The organism is Rhodanobacter sp. GW835-FHT13D09 (assembly GCF_058793995.1).
Genome location: NZ_JBXAGL010000001.1, coordinates 517631 through 534194, shown reverse-complemented (window position 1 = coordinate 534194; position 16564 = coordinate 517631). Strand labels below are relative to the sequence as shown.

At 69.0% G+C, this 16564-nt stretch carries 14 protein-coding genes; 9 read left to right on the top strand and 5 right to left on the bottom strand.

Annotated elements, in window-relative coordinates; all coding sequences use genetic code 11:
• Positions 1–54 precede the first annotated feature (54 nt).
• The 7 genes from AC1Q5A_RS02435 to AC1Q5A_RS02405 all read left to right on the top strand — a co-directional run bounded on the left by AC1Q5A_RS02435 (position 55) and on the right by AC1Q5A_RS02405 (position 8802).
• Complete coding sequence (locus tag AC1Q5A_RS02435; protein ID WP_492697896.1) at positions 55–1452, top strand: amidase; 1398 nt, start codon at positions 55–57, stop codon at positions 1450–1452.
• 253 nt (positions 1453–1705) lie between these two features.
• On the top strand, positions 1706–2623 hold the full coding sequence (gene cysD / locus AC1Q5A_RS02430; protein ID WP_492697894.1) for a sulfate adenylyltransferase subunit CysD: 918 nt from the start codon (positions 1706–1708) through the stop codon (positions 2621–2623).
• Positions 2623–4515 (top strand): adenylyl-sulfate kinase, encoded by a 1893-nt coding sequence (gene cysC / locus AC1Q5A_RS02425; RefSeq protein WP_492697892.1) that lies wholly within the window; start codon positions 2623–2625, stop codon positions 4513–4515. Before cysD ends, cysC begins: the two co-directional genes overlap by 1 nt.
• An 88-nt stretch (positions 4516–4603) precedes the next feature.
• The gene (gene gcvT / locus AC1Q5A_RS02420; RefSeq protein ID WP_492697890.1) at positions 4604–5704 is read left to right on the top strand and encodes a glycine cleavage system aminomethyltransferase GcvT; all 1101 of its coding nucleotides are present in this window, start codon (positions 4604–4606) and stop codon (positions 5702–5704) included.
• Between the two features lie 89 nt (positions 5705–5793).
• Positions 5794–6189: a glycine cleavage system protein GcvH gene (gcvH, locus tag AC1Q5A_RS02415; RefSeq protein WP_114340673.1), complete on the top strand. Its 396-nt coding sequence runs from the start codon at positions 5794–5796 to the stop codon at positions 6187–6189.
• Between the two features lie 665 nt (positions 6190–6854).
• Complete coding sequence (gene metJ / locus AC1Q5A_RS02410; RefSeq protein WP_492697888.1) at positions 6855–7376, top strand: met regulon transcriptional regulator MetJ; 522 nt, start codon at positions 6855–6857, stop codon at positions 7374–7376.
• 394 nt (positions 7377–7770) lie between these two features.
• Complete coding sequence (locus AC1Q5A_RS02405; RefSeq protein ID WP_492697886.1) at positions 7771–8802, top strand: energy transducer TonB; 1032 nt, start codon at positions 7771–7773, stop codon at positions 8800–8802.
• 26 nt (positions 8803–8828) lie between these two features.
• Here AC1Q5A_RS02405 and AC1Q5A_RS02400 read toward each other — a convergent pair whose 3' ends face one another.
• Together AC1Q5A_RS02400 and AC1Q5A_RS02395 are read right to left on the bottom strand one after the other, a co-directional pair.
• The gene (locus AC1Q5A_RS02400; RefSeq protein ID WP_492697884.1) at positions 8829–10124 is read right to left on the bottom strand and encodes a serine hydrolase domain-containing protein; all 1296 of its coding nucleotides are present in this window, start codon (positions 10122–10124) and stop codon (positions 8829–8831) included.
• A 124-nt stretch (positions 10125–10248) separates the two neighbouring features.
• Positions 10249–11838, bottom strand: a complete 1590-nt coding sequence (locus tag AC1Q5A_RS02395) for a GMC family oxidoreductase (RefSeq protein ID WP_492697882.1) — start codon at positions 11836–11838, stop codon at positions 10249–10251.
• A 121-nt stretch (positions 11839–11959) separates the two neighbouring features.
• Between AC1Q5A_RS02395 and AC1Q5A_RS02390 the strand changes: the two genes are divergently transcribed.
• A complete protein-coding gene (locus AC1Q5A_RS02390; protein ID WP_492698106.1) occupies positions 11960–13198 on the top strand; it encodes an NTP/NDP exchange transporter in 1239 nt (412 codons plus the stop codon).
• Between the two features lie 52 nt (positions 13199–13250).
• Here AC1Q5A_RS02390 and AC1Q5A_RS02385 read toward each other — a convergent pair whose 3' ends face one another.
• From AC1Q5A_RS02385 to mtgA, 3 genes are all read right to left on the bottom strand, one after another.
• Positions 13251–13679 (bottom strand): CBS domain-containing protein, encoded by a 429-nt coding sequence (locus AC1Q5A_RS02385; protein ID WP_492697880.1) that lies wholly within the window; start codon positions 13677–13679, stop codon positions 13251–13253.
• Between the two features lie 95 nt (positions 13680–13774).
• Positions 13775–14713 carry a glycosyltransferase family 2 protein gene (locus AC1Q5A_RS02380; RefSeq protein ID WP_492697878.1) on the bottom strand — a complete coding sequence of 313 codons (939 nt, stop codon included), beginning with the start codon at positions 14711–14713 and terminating at the stop codon, positions 13775–13777.
• A gap of 62 nt (positions 14714–14775) precedes the next feature.
• Positions 14776–15516 (bottom strand): monofunctional biosynthetic peptidoglycan transglycosylase, encoded by a 741-nt coding sequence (mtgA, locus tag AC1Q5A_RS02375; RefSeq protein ID WP_492697876.1) that lies wholly within the window; start codon positions 15514–15516, stop codon positions 14776–14778.
• Between the two features lie 98 nt (positions 15517–15614).
• On the opposite strand from mtgA, the gene hslO reads away from it, so the two are divergent.
• Entirely contained in the window at positions 15615–16514 is a 900-nt protein-coding gene (hslO, locus tag AC1Q5A_RS02370; protein ID WP_492697875.1) for an Hsp33 family molecular chaperone HslO, read from the top strand.
• The last annotated feature ends 50 nt before the right edge of the window (positions 16515–16564 follow it).

The window sequence follows — 16564 nt, the reverse complement described above, 5'->3', positions numbered from 1 at the left end:
GCTTGCAATAGCGTCATCGGAGGCGGCGATAATCGGCCAACCCGAGGAGTGTCCATGAATTCGATGCCGCCGATCGCCGACCTCGACCTGCGCCGCGCCTCGCTGTGCCAGCTGCTGCACTGGCTGGCGGTGGGCCGGGTGCAGCCGCGGGCGCTGGCCGATGTGTACCAGCAGGCGATCGAACGGATCGACCCCGGGCTGCATGCCTATGTCGACCAGCGCTCCGGCCTGCTGCAGGACCAGGCGGAACTGGCCGACCGGCGCCGCCGCGACGGCGTGATCGGCCGGCTGGACGGCATCCCGATCGCGCTGAAGGACAACTTCGACATCGCCGGCTGGCCCACCCGGGCCGGCCTGCCTGGCCGCGGCCGGCCGGCGCAGGAGGACTCCCACGTGGTGGCGCGGCTGCGCGCCTCCGGCGCGATGCTGCTGGGCAAGACCAACATGGACGAGGGCGCGCTGGGCGCGGTCACCGACAACCCGCATTTCGGCGCCACCCACAACCCGTATCGCCACGGCTACACCGCCGGCGGTTCTTCCGGCGGCGCCGCGGCCGCAGTGGCCGCGGGGCTGGCGGTGGCCGCGGTCGGTTCGGACAGTCTCGGCTCGATCCGCATCCCGGCCAGCTACTGCGGCGTGTACGCGCTGAAGCCCACGCACGGAGAGATCTCCACCCGCGGCATGCTGCCGGCCGCGCGCCGGCTCGACGCGGTCGGCCTGCTGGCGCGCAGCGTGGAGGACCTCACCGTGCTGCTGCAGGTGCTGGCCGGCTACGACGCCGATGACGCGCGTTCGCGCCGGCGCCGGGTCGCGCTCGCGCCGCCGGACTGGGAGCCGGGCAACCTGCGCACCGGCCTGCTGCCGGATCTCGCCGCGCCGGGCGTGCAGCCGGAAGTGATCGAGGTGTTCGAGGCGGCGCTGGCGAAGCTGCCGCACGCGCTGGGCGAGCTGCGCACGGTCGACTTCGCCGACTGGGATTTCGCCAGGACCCGCCGCGCCGGCCTGCTGCTGATGGAGGCGGAGATGCTCGGCACCTTCGCCGCGGACCTGGCCAGCACCGAACGCCCGGTGTCGGAACACTTCCGCCGCCTGCTCGGCTACGCCGCCGGCAAGAGTGCCGCCGACTACGCGCGGGCCGACCGCGTGCTCGACGCGGCCACGCTGAAGATGCGCCGGCTGTTCGCCCAGGTCGACGTGCTGGTGCTGCCCACCACGCCGCAGGGCGCATTCCCGCTGGACGGCCCGGTGCCCGATTCGCAGGCCGACCTCACCAGCTTCGCCAGCCTGGCCGGCTGCCCCGCGGTGAGCCTGCCGATGGGCACGCTGCCGAACGGCATGCCGGTAGGCCTGCAACTGGTCGGTGCGCGCGGCTCGGACCTGCGCCTGCTGGAACTGGCCGCGGTGTGCGCGGCCACGCTGGACGCCGAGCCGGTGTATCCGGCGATCGTCTGACGTGCGTCGCGCACCCTCCCCTGCACGCAGGGGAGGGTTGGGGTGGGGTGCTTTTTGCTCGTGCGCTCATCCCGAGAAGCACCCCCTTCCGGCCTCTCCCTGCACGCAGGGGGAGGGGAAATTCACCCGCATATGCCCTGCATGCACTGCACGGCGCGCCGAGGTTATTTCGGAACCCCGCCGGCGATCGCGTAACATGCTGATAACCGGCGCGCGATGGCGCGTCCGCGCAAGACCAGCTTGGGTTCCACGCATGAGCACAGACAACGCGCCGACGCATTCGCACCTGGACGATCTGGAGGCGGAAAGCATCCACATCTTCCGCGAGGTGGCGGCCAGCTTCCGCCATCCGGTGATGCTGTATTCGATCGGCAAGGATTCCTCGGTGCTGCTGCACCTGCTGCGCAAGGCCTTCTACCCGGCGAAGCCGCCGCTGCCGCTGCTGCACGTGGACACCACCTGGAAATTCCGCGAGATGATCGCGTTCCGCGACCAGGTGGCCGCGGTAGGTGACGTGCAGGTGCTGGTGCACATCAACGAGGAAGGCGTGCGCCAGGGCATCTCGCCGCTCACCCACGGTGCCACCGTGCACACCGACGTGATGAAGACCCAGGCGCTGAAGCAGGCGCTGGACCGGTATGGCTTCGACGCGGCGATCGGCGGGGCCCGCCGCGACGAGGAGAAGTCGCGCGCGAAGGAGCGCGTGTTCTCGTTCCGCAACGCGCAGCACCGCTGGGACCCGAAGCGCCAGCGCCCGGAGTTCTGGCATACCTACAACACGCAGATCCGCAAGGGCGAGAGCGTGCGGGTGTTCCCGCTGTCCAACTGGACCGAGATGGACGTGTGGCTGTACATCCGCCGCGAGGGCATCCCGGTGGTGCCGCTGTACTTCGCCAGGCCACGCCCGGTGGTGGCGCGTGACGGCGCCCTGATCATGGTCGACGACGAGCGCTTCACGCTGCGCGCGGGCGAGGCGGTGGAAATGCGCGAGGTGCGCTTCCGCACGCTGGGCTGCTACCCGCTCACCGGCGCGGTGGAATCGTCCGCCGACACGCTGGACAAGATCATCGCCGAGATGGCTGACTCGCGCAGCTCCGAGCGGCAGGGCCGGGTGATCGACCACGACCCCGACGCCTCGATGGAGCGCAAGAAGCAGGAGGGCTACTTCTGATGGCCGCTCCGACCGCTTCCGCCATCACGGCTGCCGATACCGACAAGAGTCTGCTGCGTTTCATCACCTGCGGCAGCGTGGACGACGGCAAGAGCACCCTGCTCGGCCGCCTGCTGTACGACGCCGGCACCGTGTCGGACGACCAGCTCGCCGCGCTGGCGCACGACAGCCGACGGCTGCATGCCGATGCGGGCGACACGCTGGATTTCGCCCTGCTCACTGACGGGCTGGACGCGGAGCGCGAGCAGGGCATCACCATCGACGTCGCCTACCGCTACTTCCACACCGCGCGGCGCAGCTTCATCGTGGCCGACTGCCCCGGCCACGAGCAGTACACGCGCAACATGGCCACCGGCGCCTCCAACGCCGAGCTGGCGGTGGTGCTGGTGGACGCGCGCAAGGGCCTGCTGCCGCAGACGCGCCGGCACACATATATATGCAGCCTGCTCGGCATCCGCCAGGTGGTGTTGGCGGTGAACAAGATGGATCTGGTCGATGGCGACGAGGCCGTCTATCGCGAGATCAGCGAGGCCTACCGGGCGCTGGCGCAGGCGCTGGGCATTGCCCGCGTGGAGTGCCTGCCGGTGATCGCGCCGGGCGGCGACAACGTGGGCACGCGTTCGGCGCGCATGCCGTGGTACCAGGGCCCCAGCCTGCTGGAGTTGCTGGAATCGGCCGATGCGGCGCCGGCCCGGGCGGCGGATTTCCGCATGCCGGTGCAGTGGGTGAACCGGCCCGACCAGTCGTTCCGCGGCTACGCCGGCACGATCTGCGGTGGCCGCGTGGCGAAGGGCGACGAGGTGGTGGTGCAGCCCGGCCTGCAGCGGGCGTGCATCGAGCGCATCGTCACCGCCGACGGCGACCTGGACAGCGCGGGCGACGGCCAGGCAGTGACGCTGTGCCTGGACCGCGAGCTGGATGCCAGCCGCGGCGACGTGATCGCCGACGCGCTGCGACCGGCGCCGGTGGCCGACCAGTTCACCTGCCATCTGCTGTGGCTGGGCGACAGCGCGCTGCTGCCCAATCGCGCCTACTGGCTGAAGCTCGGCACGCGCACGGTCAACGCGCGGGTGATGGCGATCAAGCACAAGGTGGATGTCAACAGCCAGGCACGGCTGGCCGCGCGCCACCTGGAACTCAACGAGGTCGGCTACTGCACGCTTGGCCTGGACGAGGAGGTCGCGTTCGAGGCCTACGCGGACAACCGCACGCTGGGCGGCTTCATCCTGATCGACCGCCAGAGCAACGCCACGGTGGCATGCGGCATGCTCGACTTCGCGTTGGGCCGCTCGGCCAACGTGCATTGGCAGCATGTCGACATCGACAAGTCCGTGCGCGCCGCCAGCAAGGGGCAGCAGCCGCTGTGCCTGTGGTTCACCGGCCTGTCCGGCGCCGGCAAGTCCACCGTCGCCAACCTGGTCGAGCGACGCCTGCACGCGCTGGGCTGCCACACCTACCTGCTCGACGGCGACAACGTGCGCCACGGCATCAACCGCGACCTGGGCTTCACCCCGGAGGACCGCGTGGAGAACATCCGGCGCATCACCGAGGTGGCGCAGCTGATGGTGGACGCCGGGCTGATCGTGCTGGTCAGCGTGATCTCGCCGTACCGCAGCGAGCGGCAGTCGGCACGCGAGCTGTTCGCCGCCTCGGAGTTCATGGAGGTGTTCGTCGACACGCCGCTGGAGGAATGCGAGCGGCGCGACCCCAAGGGGCTGTACCGCAAGGCCCGTGCCGGCGCGATCCGCAATTTCACCGGCATCGACGCGCCGTACGAGCGCCCCGAGGCGCCGGACATCCACCTGGCGGGGGGCGGGCGGCGGCCGGAGGAACTGGCCGAACAGGTGGTGGCGCGGATCGTGGCCACGCTGGACGGCGGCGCGGACGACTGACGTGCCGCGGCCAACGGCCGCGCACCGCTTGGATTGCCTGGGGCCGGCGGCGATAATGCGGGACTTCCCCCGCCAGGCGACCTCCGCGATGACCGAGAAAACCGTACTCAACGCCACCCACCGCGCGCTCGGGGCGCGCATGGTCGACTTCGGCGGCTGGGACATGCCGATCAACTACGGCTCGCAGATCGAGGAACATCACGCGGTGCGCCGCGACGCCGGCATGTTCGACGTCTCGCACATGACCGTGATCGACCTGCATGGTGCGCGCACGAGGGACTTCCTGCGCCACCTGCTGGCCAACAGCGTGGACAAGCTCAAGGCGCACGGCAAGGCGCTGTACTCGTGCATGCTGAACGAGCAGGGCGGGGTGATCGACGATCTGATCGTGTACTTCCTCGGCGACGAGTTCTACCGGCTGGTGGTGAACGCCGCCACCCGCGCCAAGGACCTGGCCTGGATCGAACGGCAGGCGGAGGCGTTCGACGTGCAGGTGAAGGAGCGCCCCGAGTTCGCGATGATCGCAGTGCAGGGTCCGCACGCGCGCGCGAAGGTGCTTGGCGTGCTGCACGAGGTGGATCGCCCGCGCATCGAGAAGCTGGGCAAATTCGCCGCCGCGGCGGCGCAGGGCCCGCATGGCATGCCGCTGTTCGTGGCGCGTACTGGCTACACCGGCGAGGACGGCTTCGAGATCATCGTGCCGGCCGAGCATGCGGTGGCGCTGTGGGAGGCGCTGGCCGCCGCCGGCGTGAAGCCGGCCGGCCTCGGTGCGCGCGACACGCTGCGTCTGGAAGCCGGCATGAACCTCTACGGCCAGGACATGGACGAGGCCGTGTCGCCGTGGGAGGCCAACCTCGGCTGGACCATCGCACTGGACGAGGGCCGCGATTTCATCGGCCGCAAGGTGCTGGAGGCGCAGAAGGCCGCCGGCGTGAAGCGCGTGATGGTCGGCCTGGTGCTGGACGAGAAGGGCGTGCTGCGCCACGGCCAGAAGGTGTTCACCGCCAACGGCGAGGGCGAAATCCTCTCCGGCAGCTTCGCGCCGACCCTCGACAAGGCGGTGGCGTTCGCGCGCATCCCGGTGGGCGAACCGGGTGCGACCCGGGTGGACATCCGCGGCCGCGAGGTGCCGGTGCGCCTGGTGAAGTACCCGTTCGTGCGCGACGGCAAGCCCTGCGAAGGGATCTGAGCAGCTCCGCGCAACACGTTTTTCCGACGGCGGATGTGGCTAGAATCTCCGCCAGTACCCCGACCCAACCCAACGACTGGACCCCGATCATGAGCGAGATTCCCGGCGATCTGAAATTCCTCAAATCCCACGAATGGGCCCGCGCCGAAGATGACGGCCTGGTCCGGGTGGGCATCTCCGACCACGCACAGGACCAGCTCGGCGATCTGGTCTACGTGGAGCTGCCGGAAATCGGCTCCGCGGTGAAGGCCGGCACCGGGGCGGCCGTGGTCGAGTCGGTGAAGGCCGCCTCGGACATCTACTCGCCGGTGTCCGGCGAGGTGGTTGCGGTCAACGAACTGCTCAACGACAAGCCCGAGACGATCAACGAGGACGCCTTCGGCGAAGGCTGGATCTTCCTCGTGCGTCCGAGCGACCGCGCCGAGCTTGGCGAGCTGCTCGATGCGAACGAGTACGAGGAACTGGTCGAGAACGAAGATCACTGAACCTCCGTCTTTCCGTGTAACCCCGCCGGCCGCCATGTGCGGCCGGCGTCGTTTTTGATGGTGCCATCGCCGCGTTCCCGGCGGATGCCGACGGTGCGAAACGAATCCCTTCCCGTGCGCGGCGATGCCATCGCCTCGATGCCGGGGCAGCGCATGCGGACCTTCGTCGTTGCACATCTGGTCGTCGCGTCGTGGCGAATCGGGATCGACGAATGGTGTCGGACAGGCGCCGTCGTCCGTCGCCCGCGACATCGCCGGCGCGGGTGCCACTCCCCCGGGACGGCGGATTTTTTCTCCCTGCGGGGAGACCGCTGCAGCCACCCCCAGTCGCGTTTCGTTCATCTGTGGAATGCGGCTGGACGACCCGCGACGCGACTCGTTTTGCGAGCGCGTCTCGCAACAGGATTTTCGCCATGAAACATGGCAAGTGCCTGAAAAGCATTGCACTGCAAGGGTTTCAAGGGCATGCCTTGTTTTCGTGCAGATTATGTTTGGACGTATGGACGTCCAAACATAATGCCGATGCATTACCCCGAAAGCCTTGTCGTACCGGGTTTTCGACCCGTCCGGGGCGGGTCGGAGCGGATTGATTTCATGGATGAAATCAATTGACAGCCGAAATCTTCGGGGATAGCTTTCGCAACAGATCACGGGGAATGTGTTTTATGGCGACAACGAAATTCATCAAGCCGTATGTCGAGCACGGTGAAAAAGCCAACGCAGTACGCAAGATCACCGTCTCGATTCCGTTGCATGTGCTGCGGCGACTTTCTGATTTACGCACCCACCGCCAAGTGAACAATCTTCGGCACGCTACCAACAGCGACTTGTTGGTCGAAGCGTTCCTTCACGCTTTTACTGGGCAACCACTGCCAACTGATGAGGAGCTAAGACGAACCATGGCCACTGCCAAGAAATCCGCTGCAAAGAAACCGGCCGCCAAGAAGGCCGCCGCCAAGAAACCCGCCGTGAAGAAGGCTGCCGCGAAGAAGCCGGTTGCCAAGAAGCCGGCCGCCAAGAAGGCTGCGAAGAAGGTCGCCAAGAAGCCGGCGGCCAAGAAGCCGGCGGCCGCCAAGAAGGCTGCCGTGAAGAAGGTTGCGAAGAAGGTTGCGAAGAAGGCCACTGCGAAGAAGGCTGCACCGGCCAAGGTGGTGAAGGCCACCCGGACCGCGAAAGCGAAGAAGTAAGCCACGCGCTTCACCCTACAATCAGAAAAGTTGTCGACTTCTCTCCCCGCGGTGCCCAGCGCGGGGAGAGCACTTCGAGAAGCCTTCGTCCCGGCCTGGCCGGGACGCTTCGTTTCAGGGGTACGGAAGTCGGCGTCGGCGCCTGCCGCGCATTTTCCTCGACGCGGCGCCGGGCCTTTCCGCCATTGGTTCCGCCACCGTCCGCCGCCGCCAGGCGTCGCGGTCGCGTTGGACAAATCGGCGCGCGCTGCCGTGAACTCCCGCGCCATTTGCCGTGCCGGGACATTGGAGTTACCTTTCCTCCATCCGCGCCGCGGCGAATCAGGGGATTCGCCGCTCCTGGATCGACAGGGGGGAAAAAGCGCGGGTATCTGTCGACACTCAGCGAGAGACCATGGATACCCGATACACACTCGACGTGCGCCGGCATGCGCGCGGGGCCGCCAAGCCCATGCTCATTACCATCATCTCCATTTTTGCCTTGCTCGCCGTGGGCGCCTGGTTCCTGATCATCAAGCCGCACCAGGAGCTGATCATGGCCGATTCGGGCGGCCATCCGTCGACGCCGGTGTCGACCACGACGCAGGTGGCGGCGCCCCCGCCGGCCAACGTGGCGGTGATGGGCATCGACCAGTTGCTGGCCGAGGCACGCACCGCCATGAACGAGCAGCGCTACCTGGCGCCGGCCGGCAACAACGCGTTCGAGTTCTACCTGCGCGTGCTGCAGAAGGAGCCCGGCAACAAGGTGGCTTCCGACGCGCTGCGCGAGACCTTCCCGTTCGCCGCCACCTCGGCCGAGCAGTCGATCAACTCGCGCGACTTCAACGAAGCGCAGCGCCAGATCGACCTGCTGGCCAAGGCCGACGCGGCCAACTTCACCCTGACCATCCTGCGTTCCAAACTGGATGCCCAGCGCAAGACGGTGGACAAGCAGCAGCTGGCGCAGGAACAGCAGAAGGCGGCGGCCCAGGTGGCTGCGCAGAAGGCCGCGGCCGACAAGCAGGCGGCGGAGCAACTGGCCGAGCAGCAGAAGACCCAGCTGGCCGCGCAGAAGGCAGAGGTGTCGCGCGCCGCGCAGCCGTCGCGTCAGGCGGCGGCCGGCCCGTCGGCGCCGACGGCCGGCAGCGTGGCGAGCAGCGAAGGCGGCGACACCGCGCAGACCAGCGCGGCGGTGCTGGTGAAGGGGGCCAGTGCGCGCTACCCCACCGCGGCCATGCGCGCGCGCCAGGAAGGCTGGGTGGTGGTGTCGTTCACGGTGGATCCCGACGGCAGGACCAGCGACGTCAGGGTGGTCGAATCGCAGCCGCGCCACGTTTTCGATCGCGCCGCGATGGACGCGGTGGAGCGCTATCAGTTCACTCCAGCCATGCGCAGCGGCGTGGCCGTCTCCAGCACCAAGCAGCAGCGGATCGAGTTCAAGCTCTGATCGTGCCGGCACCGACCGACCGGGGCTCAGCGACGGCGTGATGCGCGATGCGGCCGCCGCGATGCGGACTTCGGCGCGGCCGCTGCCGGCTTGGCGTTGCTTTCGACGCCGGCCCAGTCCACGTGCGGCAACCCCAGCAACGCGTCGAACACCATCGGCATCAGCCCGCTGGGCATCGGCCCGGTGGAATTCCACAGGGTGACCACGCCGGTGCGGTACTTCGGGAAGAATCCGATCATGGTGCGATAGCCGGCCACGGCGCCGGCATGGTAGATCAGGGTCTCGCCGCCGTACTTGTAGACCCGCCAGCCGAGCGCGTAGTGCGCGGCGGTCAGGCGTCCGCTGCGCCAGGGCGTGGCGTGCAGCTCGCTGGGAGTGGCGACGCCGGGGGTGTGCAGCACGTCGAGCAGGCTGCCGGGCAATACATCCTGGCGGCCGCCCATCTGAGCGATCAGCCACTTTTCCATGTCGCGCAGGCTGGCATTGACGCCGGCCGCCGGGGCGACCCGGTAATAGGTTTCGCTGGGCTCGAACGGCACCCAGCCGCCGCTGGTGGGGCGGTGCGGGCGTGCCCAGCTCTTGCTGGATTCCAGCGCGGCGCGGCCATAGCTGGCGGTGGTCATGCCCAGCGGGTAGAAGATGCGCTTGTCGACCTGGCGGTAGAAGAAGTCGCCGGTGCGCGCCAGCACCACGTCGCCGATCATGCTGAAGGCGACGTTCTGGTAGCCGTAGCACTGGCCCACGCCGCAGACCATGCTGACCTCGTCCAGCTTGCGCACCAGTTCCTCGTAGGGCGCGTCACCCTCGAGCATGTTGTCGTAGGTGTTGCGCGGCAGGCCCAGGCGCTGGCCGAGGATATCGGCGACGGTGGCGTGCGAGGCCGCCTGCATGTCCTTCAGCTTGAAGTACGGCAGCACGTCGATCAGCCGGGTATCCCATCCCAGCTTGCCGTCGTCGACCAGCAACCCGGTGACGGCGGTGGCGAACGCCTTCGACAGCGAGGCGAGCCGGAACACGGTCTCCGGGGTGATCGGCTGCCTGGTGACCGTATTGGCGTAACCGACGGTATGTTCGTAGACGACCTTGTCGTCGACCACCACGGCCGTGGCCAGCCCGGCGACGGCGTGGCGCTCGGCGAGGCGATCCAGCCAGTGCTGGTAGTCGGCAAGGGTCTGCTTGACGCGCGCTGGCGGCAGCTCCTGCGTTGCGTGGCCGGTGGCCGGCGAAACGCTCGGCGTGGTGAGCGGGGTGGCGGCGCGAACCGGCGTGCAGGCCAGCCCCAGCGTGCCCGCGATCAGCAGGAAGGTCGTTCGAAACTGCATGGTGTCTGGTGTGATTCCGGCGTGGGAGTCGCCTCGGGGCGGGAACTCGGCGATGGGCCGATCGTTCCATCGATCGTGATCCTGCCGATTGTCTTGCACTTCGTGGCGATCCACAACGGACGGGTCAACCCGCGCCGAGGATCAGCGCGCCGGCCCGTTCGGCGACCATGATCGTGGGCGCGTTGGTGTTGCCGCTGGGCAGGGCTGGCATCACCGAGGCATCGACCACGCGCAGGCACTCCACGCCGCGCACGCGCAGCTCGCTGTCGACCACCGCGCGATCGTCCCTGCCCATGCGGCAGGTGCCGGCCGGGTGGTAGATGGTTTCCGCCTTGCGCCGGATGAAGTCGGCGTACTCGGCGTCGGTGCTGATCCGGCGCTCGGGGAACACCGGGGCGCCGCGATGCGGCGCGAACGCGGCCTGGTCGAGGATCCTGCGCGACAGCCGCGCCGCTTCAATCATCACCTTCAGGTCGTGGCCTTCCTTGTCGCCCAGGTAGTTGGCATGGATCGCGATCGGCTGTGCCGGATCGGCCGAGCGCAGGCGCAACCGGCCGCGGCTGCGCGGGTGCAGGTAGCAGGCGTGCAGGGTATAGCCGTAGCCGGGCAGGCGGTGGCGGCCGTGGTCGTCGAGCAGTGCGGGCACGAAGTGGAACTGCAGGTCGCAGCGCGCATCGGCGGCGTGGCGGCTGCGCACGAAACCGCCGGCCTCGGCCACGTTGGAGCTGCCTGGCCCGTCGCGATGGCGCAGCCAGCGCCAACCGGCGGACAGCTCGTTGAGGTGGTCGTAGCTGAGCTTGCCGGGATTGCCGTCCAGCGTGCAGATGTCCAGGTGGTCCTGCAGGTTGGCGCCGATCTCGGGCAGGTCGGCGCGCACCGCGATGCCGTGTTCGCGCAGGTGGTCGGCCGGGCCGAGCCCGGACAGCATCAGCAGCTGCGGCGAATTGATCGCGCCGCCGGCGAGGATCACCTCGCCCGCCTCGATCCGCTCGACGTCGTGCCGGCCGCGACGCAGTTGCACGCCGACGGCCCGGCCATGCTCGATAAGCACGCGCCCGACCAGCGCATGCGTGCGCACGTGCAGGTTCGCGCGCTGGCGCACCGGCTTCAGGAATGCCGTGGCCGACGAGCAGCGCGCGCCCTGGCGCTGGGTCACCTGGTACAGCCCGAAGCCGGTCTGCCGTTCGCCGTTGAAGTCGTCGTTGCGTGGGAAGCCGGCGCTCGCGGCCGCGTCGATCAAAGCCTCCGACAGCAGGTTGTGATGGCGCAGGTCGGCAACGCCGAGCGGGCCGTCGACGCCGTGCAGCGCGCTGGCGCCGCGGCTGTTGTCCTCGCTGCGCAGGAACCACGGCAGCACCTCGCGCCATGACCAGCGCGGGTCGCCGCTGGCCGCGGCCCAGTGGTCGTAGTCGGCCGCCACGCCGCGGATGTAGCACATCGCGTTGATCGAACTGGAGCCGCCGAGTGTCTTGCCGCGCGGCCACCACAGGCGGCGCTGGCCGAGCATCGGTTCCGGCTCGGTGCGGTAGTTCCAGTTGAGCGTGCGGTTGTTGGCCAGCCGGGCGATGCCGGCGGGCATGTGGATCAACGGGTTCCAGTCCGCGGGACCGGCTTCCAGCAACAGCACGCGCTTGCCCGGGTCGGCGCTGAGCCGGTTGGCCAGCACGCAGCCGGCCGAGCCGGCGCCGACGATGATGTAGTCGTAGCTGTGCAAGGGGGCTCCCCGTGCCTGACTGGATGGGCGTGATCGCATGCTAGGCTTGCCGCGCCCCACGCTGGATGCGCCCGTGAGTTTGCCCCGCCAAGCCGTTGTGGAACAAGCCGCGGCGCCGACGATGTCCGCGCTGGCGTTCTTTTTCGTGATGACCTCGTACTACATCATCCGGCCGGTCCGGGACCAGCTGAGCGGTGCGGTCGGCTCGCAGTCGCTGCCGTTGTTCTATGGCGCGGTGTTCGTGGTGATGCTGCTGCTGACGCCGCTGTTCGGCATGCTGGTGGCGCGCTTCCGGCGCCGGCAGCTGCTGGGCTGGAGCTACAGCTTCTTCATCCTGTGCCTGCTTGCGTTCATCCCCGCGTTCATGGCGCAGGAGCGCATCGGCGCGCGCGAGCTGGGCGTGGTGTTCTTCGTCTGGGTCAGCGTGTTCAACCTGTTCGTGGTGTCGCTGTTCTGGAGCTTCATGGCCGACATCTTCTCGAGCGGCCAGGCGCGGCGGGTGTTCTCGCTGATCGCGCTGGGCGGGATGGGCGGCGCGATCTCCGGCCCGCTGGTGACCAAGCTGCTGGTAGGGCTGATCGGCGTGGCGCCTTTGTTGCTGGTGTCGGCGCTGGCGCTGTCGCTGTCGCTGACGTTGTTGCTGCGGCTGTCGGCGGCTCACGGCCGGCAATCGGGCAGCCGGGGCGAGGAGGCGGTCGGTGGCTCGCTGTGGGCCGGCATCAAGGAGCTTTGGTCGCGCCCGTTCCTGCGCTACATGGCCTTGCTGATGCTGTTCGGCGACGGTATCGGCACGCTGGCCTATGCACTGGTGGCCGATTACGCGAAGGCGCATTTCGCCGACGCGGTGGCGCGCACCGCGTTCTACAACGACCTCGACCTGACCACCAACCTGCTCGGCGCGCTGCTGCAGCTGAGCGTGACGCCGTGGCTGCTGGTGCGGCGCGGTGCCGGCTGGGGACTGGTCCTGCCAGCGCTGGTGAACCTGACGCTGCTGGTCGCGGTGGCCTTGCTGGGCGGCGGCAACCTGGTGTTGCTCGGTCATGCCGTGCCGCTGCTGGCGGTGATGCTGGTGATTTCGCGCGGCTTCGCCTACGGCATGACCAAGCCGGCGGTGGATGCGTTGTACACGCGGGTGCCGCGCGAGACCCGCTACAAGGGCAAGAATTTCGTGGAGACTGCGGTCTGGCGCTTCGGCGACCTGGTGGTGACCAGCGCGGTGAGCGGGCTGCGCCTGCTGGGCTGGGGCGTGGCCGGCCTGGCCCTGGCCGGCGCCGGCGTCGCCGCGCTGGCGGCCATGGTGGCGCGGCGTGCCGGCTGGTCGCCTGACCTGGCGCCGGAGAAGCACGCAAACCTCCCATGAGGGGGGCGCCGCCAGCCGGCGGTGCAAGGCCTGCTTCTTTCCGGGACCCGCCTCAGCTGGTGATGTAGCGCTGCAGGTGCTCGATCTGTTCGGCTTGCGCGTCGATCACCGCCTTGACCAGGTCGCCGATCGAGATCACGCCCACCACCTTGCCACCCTGCACCACCGGCAGGTGGCGGATGCGGCTGTCGGTGCACAGGCGCATGCAGTCGAACACGTCGGTGTCCGGCCCGACGGTCAGCGGCGTGCCGCTCATGATGTCGGACACGGCGGTCTGCGACGAGGAGCGTCCCTGCAGGATCACCTTGCGTGCGTAGTCGCGTTCGGAGATGACGCCGACCAGTTGCTCGCCCTGCATCACCAGCAAGGCGCCGATCCGATGCTCGGCCATGTGCTTGATCGCTTCGAGCACCGGTGCACTCGGAGCGATGCTGTAGATCGCGTTGCCTTTGCCTTGCAGCAGATGCTTGACCTGGCTCATGCTGGACTCTCCCATCGGCCCGGGCGGGCCGCCCGGAACGAGTCTAGCGCCGCGGCCGGGCTGGCGTGTAGCGAAGTTGTGAAGCCCTGCCGGGTTCAGCGCGGCGCACGCGGCGGGCGTCGTTCCTCGATGAAATACAGCGGCCGCTGCTTGCTCTCGGCATAGTTGCGGCCGAGGTATTCGCCGATCACGCCGAGCGCCAGCAACTGCATCCCGCCGAGGAACAGGACCACCAGGATCAGGGTGGGGTAGCCGCGCACCGGGTCGCCGTAGAGCAGGGCCTTGAGCAGCACGAAGGCGCCGTAGGCGAAGGACACCCCGGCCGCCGCCAGCCCGACCCAGGTGGCCAGCCGCAGCGGCGCGGTGGAGAACGAGGTGATTCCCTCGATCGCCAGCTGGCCCAGTCGCCAGTAGTTCCACTTGGTGCTGCCGGCCTGGCGCGGTTCGCGCTGGTAGTGCACGGCGGTCTGCCGGTAGCCGATCCAGCTGAACAGGCCTTTCATGAAGCGCTGCCGTTCGCGCAACTGCTGCAGCGCGTCCAGCGCCCGGCGCGAGAGCAGGCGGAAGTCGCCGGTGTCGCGCGGGATCGCGGTATCGGACAGGCGCTCCATGCTGCGGTAGAACGCCGCCGCGGTGAGGCGCTTGAAGCCGCTCTCGCCCTCGCGCGCGCTGCGCGTGGCGTAGACCACGTCGTAGCCGGCCTGCCATTGCTCGACCAGGGCGGGAATCAGTTCGGGCGGGTCCTGCAGGTCGGCATCGATCACCACCGCGGCATCGGCGAGCACGGCGTCGAGTCCGGCGGTCAGCGCCGCCTCCTTGCCGAAGTTGCGCGACAGCTTCAGCGCGCCGGTGCGTGGATCGGCGGCGACCAGCGACTCGATGATCGACCAGGTGTCGTCGTGGCTGCCGTCGTCGACGTAGAGCACGTCACACGCCAGCGGCAGGCCGTCCAGCACCTTGCGCAGGCGCTCATGGAACGGCCGCAGCACGGCTGATTCGTTGTAGGCGGGAACGACGACGGTGAGCTGCGGCATGGGTGGAACCTGCGGAAGTCGGCGTCATGCTAACCAACTGGCTGCGGCGAGGCGAGCCGCGCTCAATGCGGCGGACGCAGCGGCGCGCGGCCCTCGACATAGCCGGGGCCGCCGAGCCGGACCATCTGCTGCTGGATCCAGCCGGCGCGGCGCTGCACGTAGGCGCTGGGGCGGTCGGCGTGCAGCCGGCGCGGGCTCGGCAGTACCGCGGCGAGGCGAGCGGCCTGGGCCGGGCCGAGCTGGGCCGGTGCAACGTGGAAGTATGCCTCGCTGGCCGCGCCCACGCCGTAGACGCCGTCGCCCAGCTCGGCGATGTTCATGTACACCTCGAGGATGCGCTGCTTCGGCCAGCTCAGTTCGATCAGCACGGTGAAGTACGCCTCCAGCCCCTTGCGCACGAAGCTGCGGCCGTTCCACAGGAACAGGTTCTTGGCGGTCTGCTGGCTGATCGTGCTGGCGCCACGCAGGCGCCTGCCGTCGTCGGCCGCGTCGAGCGCGTCCTGGATGGAATCGAGGTCGAAGCCGTGGTGATAGGGAAATTTCTGGTCCTCGCCGGCCACCATCGCCAGCGGCACCCATGTCGACACCTGCTGCCACGGTACCCAGTGCTGGCGCAGGCGGAAATCCTGCTCGCCGTGCAGCCACGCGCCGAGCTGGCGTTCCAGCATCACCGCCGATGTCCACGGCGGCACGAAGCGCAACACCAGCACCACCAGCCAGCTCAGCGCCAGCCATGCCAGCACGAGGATCGCCAGCACGCGCAGCAGGCGGATCAGGCGGGGGCGTCGGAACGGAAGGGGCATGGCGGCGTGCGCGGAAAGAGGCGGGCAGTATAAGGGGCGTTGTTCCGAAGCAGCCGTGCCCCCATCTGGGGCGCTTGTCCTCAAAGAGACTGCCCGTCGTGGAAAACCTGCCTGTCGAAGACCTGCTGCACCGCTTCCTGCTCGAACGCGCCGGGGTGCGCGGCACGCTGGTGCGGCTGGGGCAGGCCTGGCGCGAGGTGGCCGGTCGCGCCGATTACCCGCCGGCGCTGCACGCGCTGCTGGGCGAGGCGCTGGCGGCCAGCGCGCTGCTGACCGGCAACATCAAGCTGGACGGCGCGCTGTCGATCGAGCTGAAGAGCGCCGCCGCGTTGCGCCTGCTGTTCGCCGAGTGCAGCGACCACGGCCGCCTGCGCGGGCTGGCGCGCTGGAACGCGCCGCTGCCCGAGCCGCTGGCGCTGGATGCGCTGGCCGACGCGGTGATGGCGATCACCATCGGCAACGTCGATCGCGGCCAGCGCTACCAGGGTCTGGTCGACCTGCGGCACGCCGGGTTGGCGGCGTCACTGGAGGGCTACTTCGTGCAGTCCGAGCAGCTGCCGGCGCGGATCCTGCTGGCCGCCGATGGCGAGCACGCGGTTGGCCTGATGCTGCAGAAGATGCCGGGCGAGGGCGGCCACGATGCCGTGCAGGACGACGATGCGTGGAACCGCGTGCTGCACCTGACCGCCACCCTGGGCGCGGCGGAACTGCTGGCCAGCGCGCCGGAACAGCTGCTGTACCGGCTCTACCACGAGGAATCGGTGCGCCTGTTCGAGCCGCGTCCGCTGGCGTTCGGCTGCAGCTGCAGCCGCGAGCGGGTGAGCGCGATGTTGCGTTCGCTCGGCCGTGACGAGGTGGAGGCGGCGCTGGCCGCGCGCGGCGACGAGATCGAGGTGATCTGCGAGTTCTGTGCGCAGCACTACCACTTCGACCGCATCGATGCCGAACACCTGCTCAGCACGGCGGCGGCGCCCGGCGCGCCCGGGACCGCGCAGTAGAAACCCCCTCACCGGAGGCCTTCGGCCGGCCGGGTGAGGCGGCCGCGGCA

What these genes read in the sequence shown, in the direction of transcription:
- AC1Q5A_RS02390 (WP_492698106.1), top strand. Translation starts at nt 11,960, where the DNA reads ATGTCCGCGCTGGCGTTCTTTTTCGTGATGACCTCGTACTACATCATC.
- gcvT (WP_492697890.1), top strand. Translation starts at nt 4,604, where the DNA reads ATGACCGAGAAAACCGTACTCAACGCCACCCACCGCGCGCTCGGGGCG.
- AC1Q5A_RS02435 (WP_492697896.1), top strand. Translation starts at nt 55, where the DNA reads ATGAATTCGATGCCGCCGATCGCCGACCTCGACCTGCGCCGCGCCTCG.
- AC1Q5A_RS02380 (WP_492697878.1), bottom strand. Translation starts at nt 14,713, where the DNA reads ATGCCGCAGCTCACCGTCGTCGTTCCCGCCTACAACGAATCAGCCGTG.
- AC1Q5A_RS02400 (WP_492697884.1), bottom strand. Translation starts at nt 10,124, where the DNA reads ATGCAGTTTCGAACGACCTTCCTGCTGATCGCGGGCACGCTGGGGCTG.
- AC1Q5A_RS02405 (WP_492697886.1), top strand. Translation starts at nt 7,771, where the DNA reads ATGGATACCCGATACACACTCGACGTGCGCCGGCATGCGCGCGGGGCC.
- cysC (WP_492697892.1), top strand. Translation starts at nt 2,623, where the DNA reads ATGGCCGCTCCGACCGCTTCCGCCATCACGGCTGCCGATACCGACAAG.
- AC1Q5A_RS02385 (WP_492697880.1), bottom strand. Translation starts at nt 13,679, where the DNA reads ATGAGCCAGGTCAAGCATCTGCTGCAAGGCAAAGGCAACGCGATCTAC.
- mtgA (WP_492697876.1), bottom strand. Translation starts at nt 15,516, where the DNA reads ATGCCCCTTCCGTTCCGACGCCCCCGCCTGATCCGCCTGCTGCGCGTG.
- gcvH (WP_114340673.1), top strand. Translation starts at nt 5,794, where the DNA reads ATGAGCGAGATTCCCGGCGATCTGAAATTCCTCAAATCCCACGAATGG.
- metJ (WP_492697888.1), top strand. Translation starts at nt 6,855, where the DNA reads ATGGCGACAACGAAATTCATCAAGCCGTATGTCGAGCACGGTGAAAAA.
- cysD (WP_492697894.1), top strand. Translation starts at nt 1,706, where the DNA reads ATGAGCACAGACAACGCGCCGACGCATTCGCACCTGGACGATCTGGAG.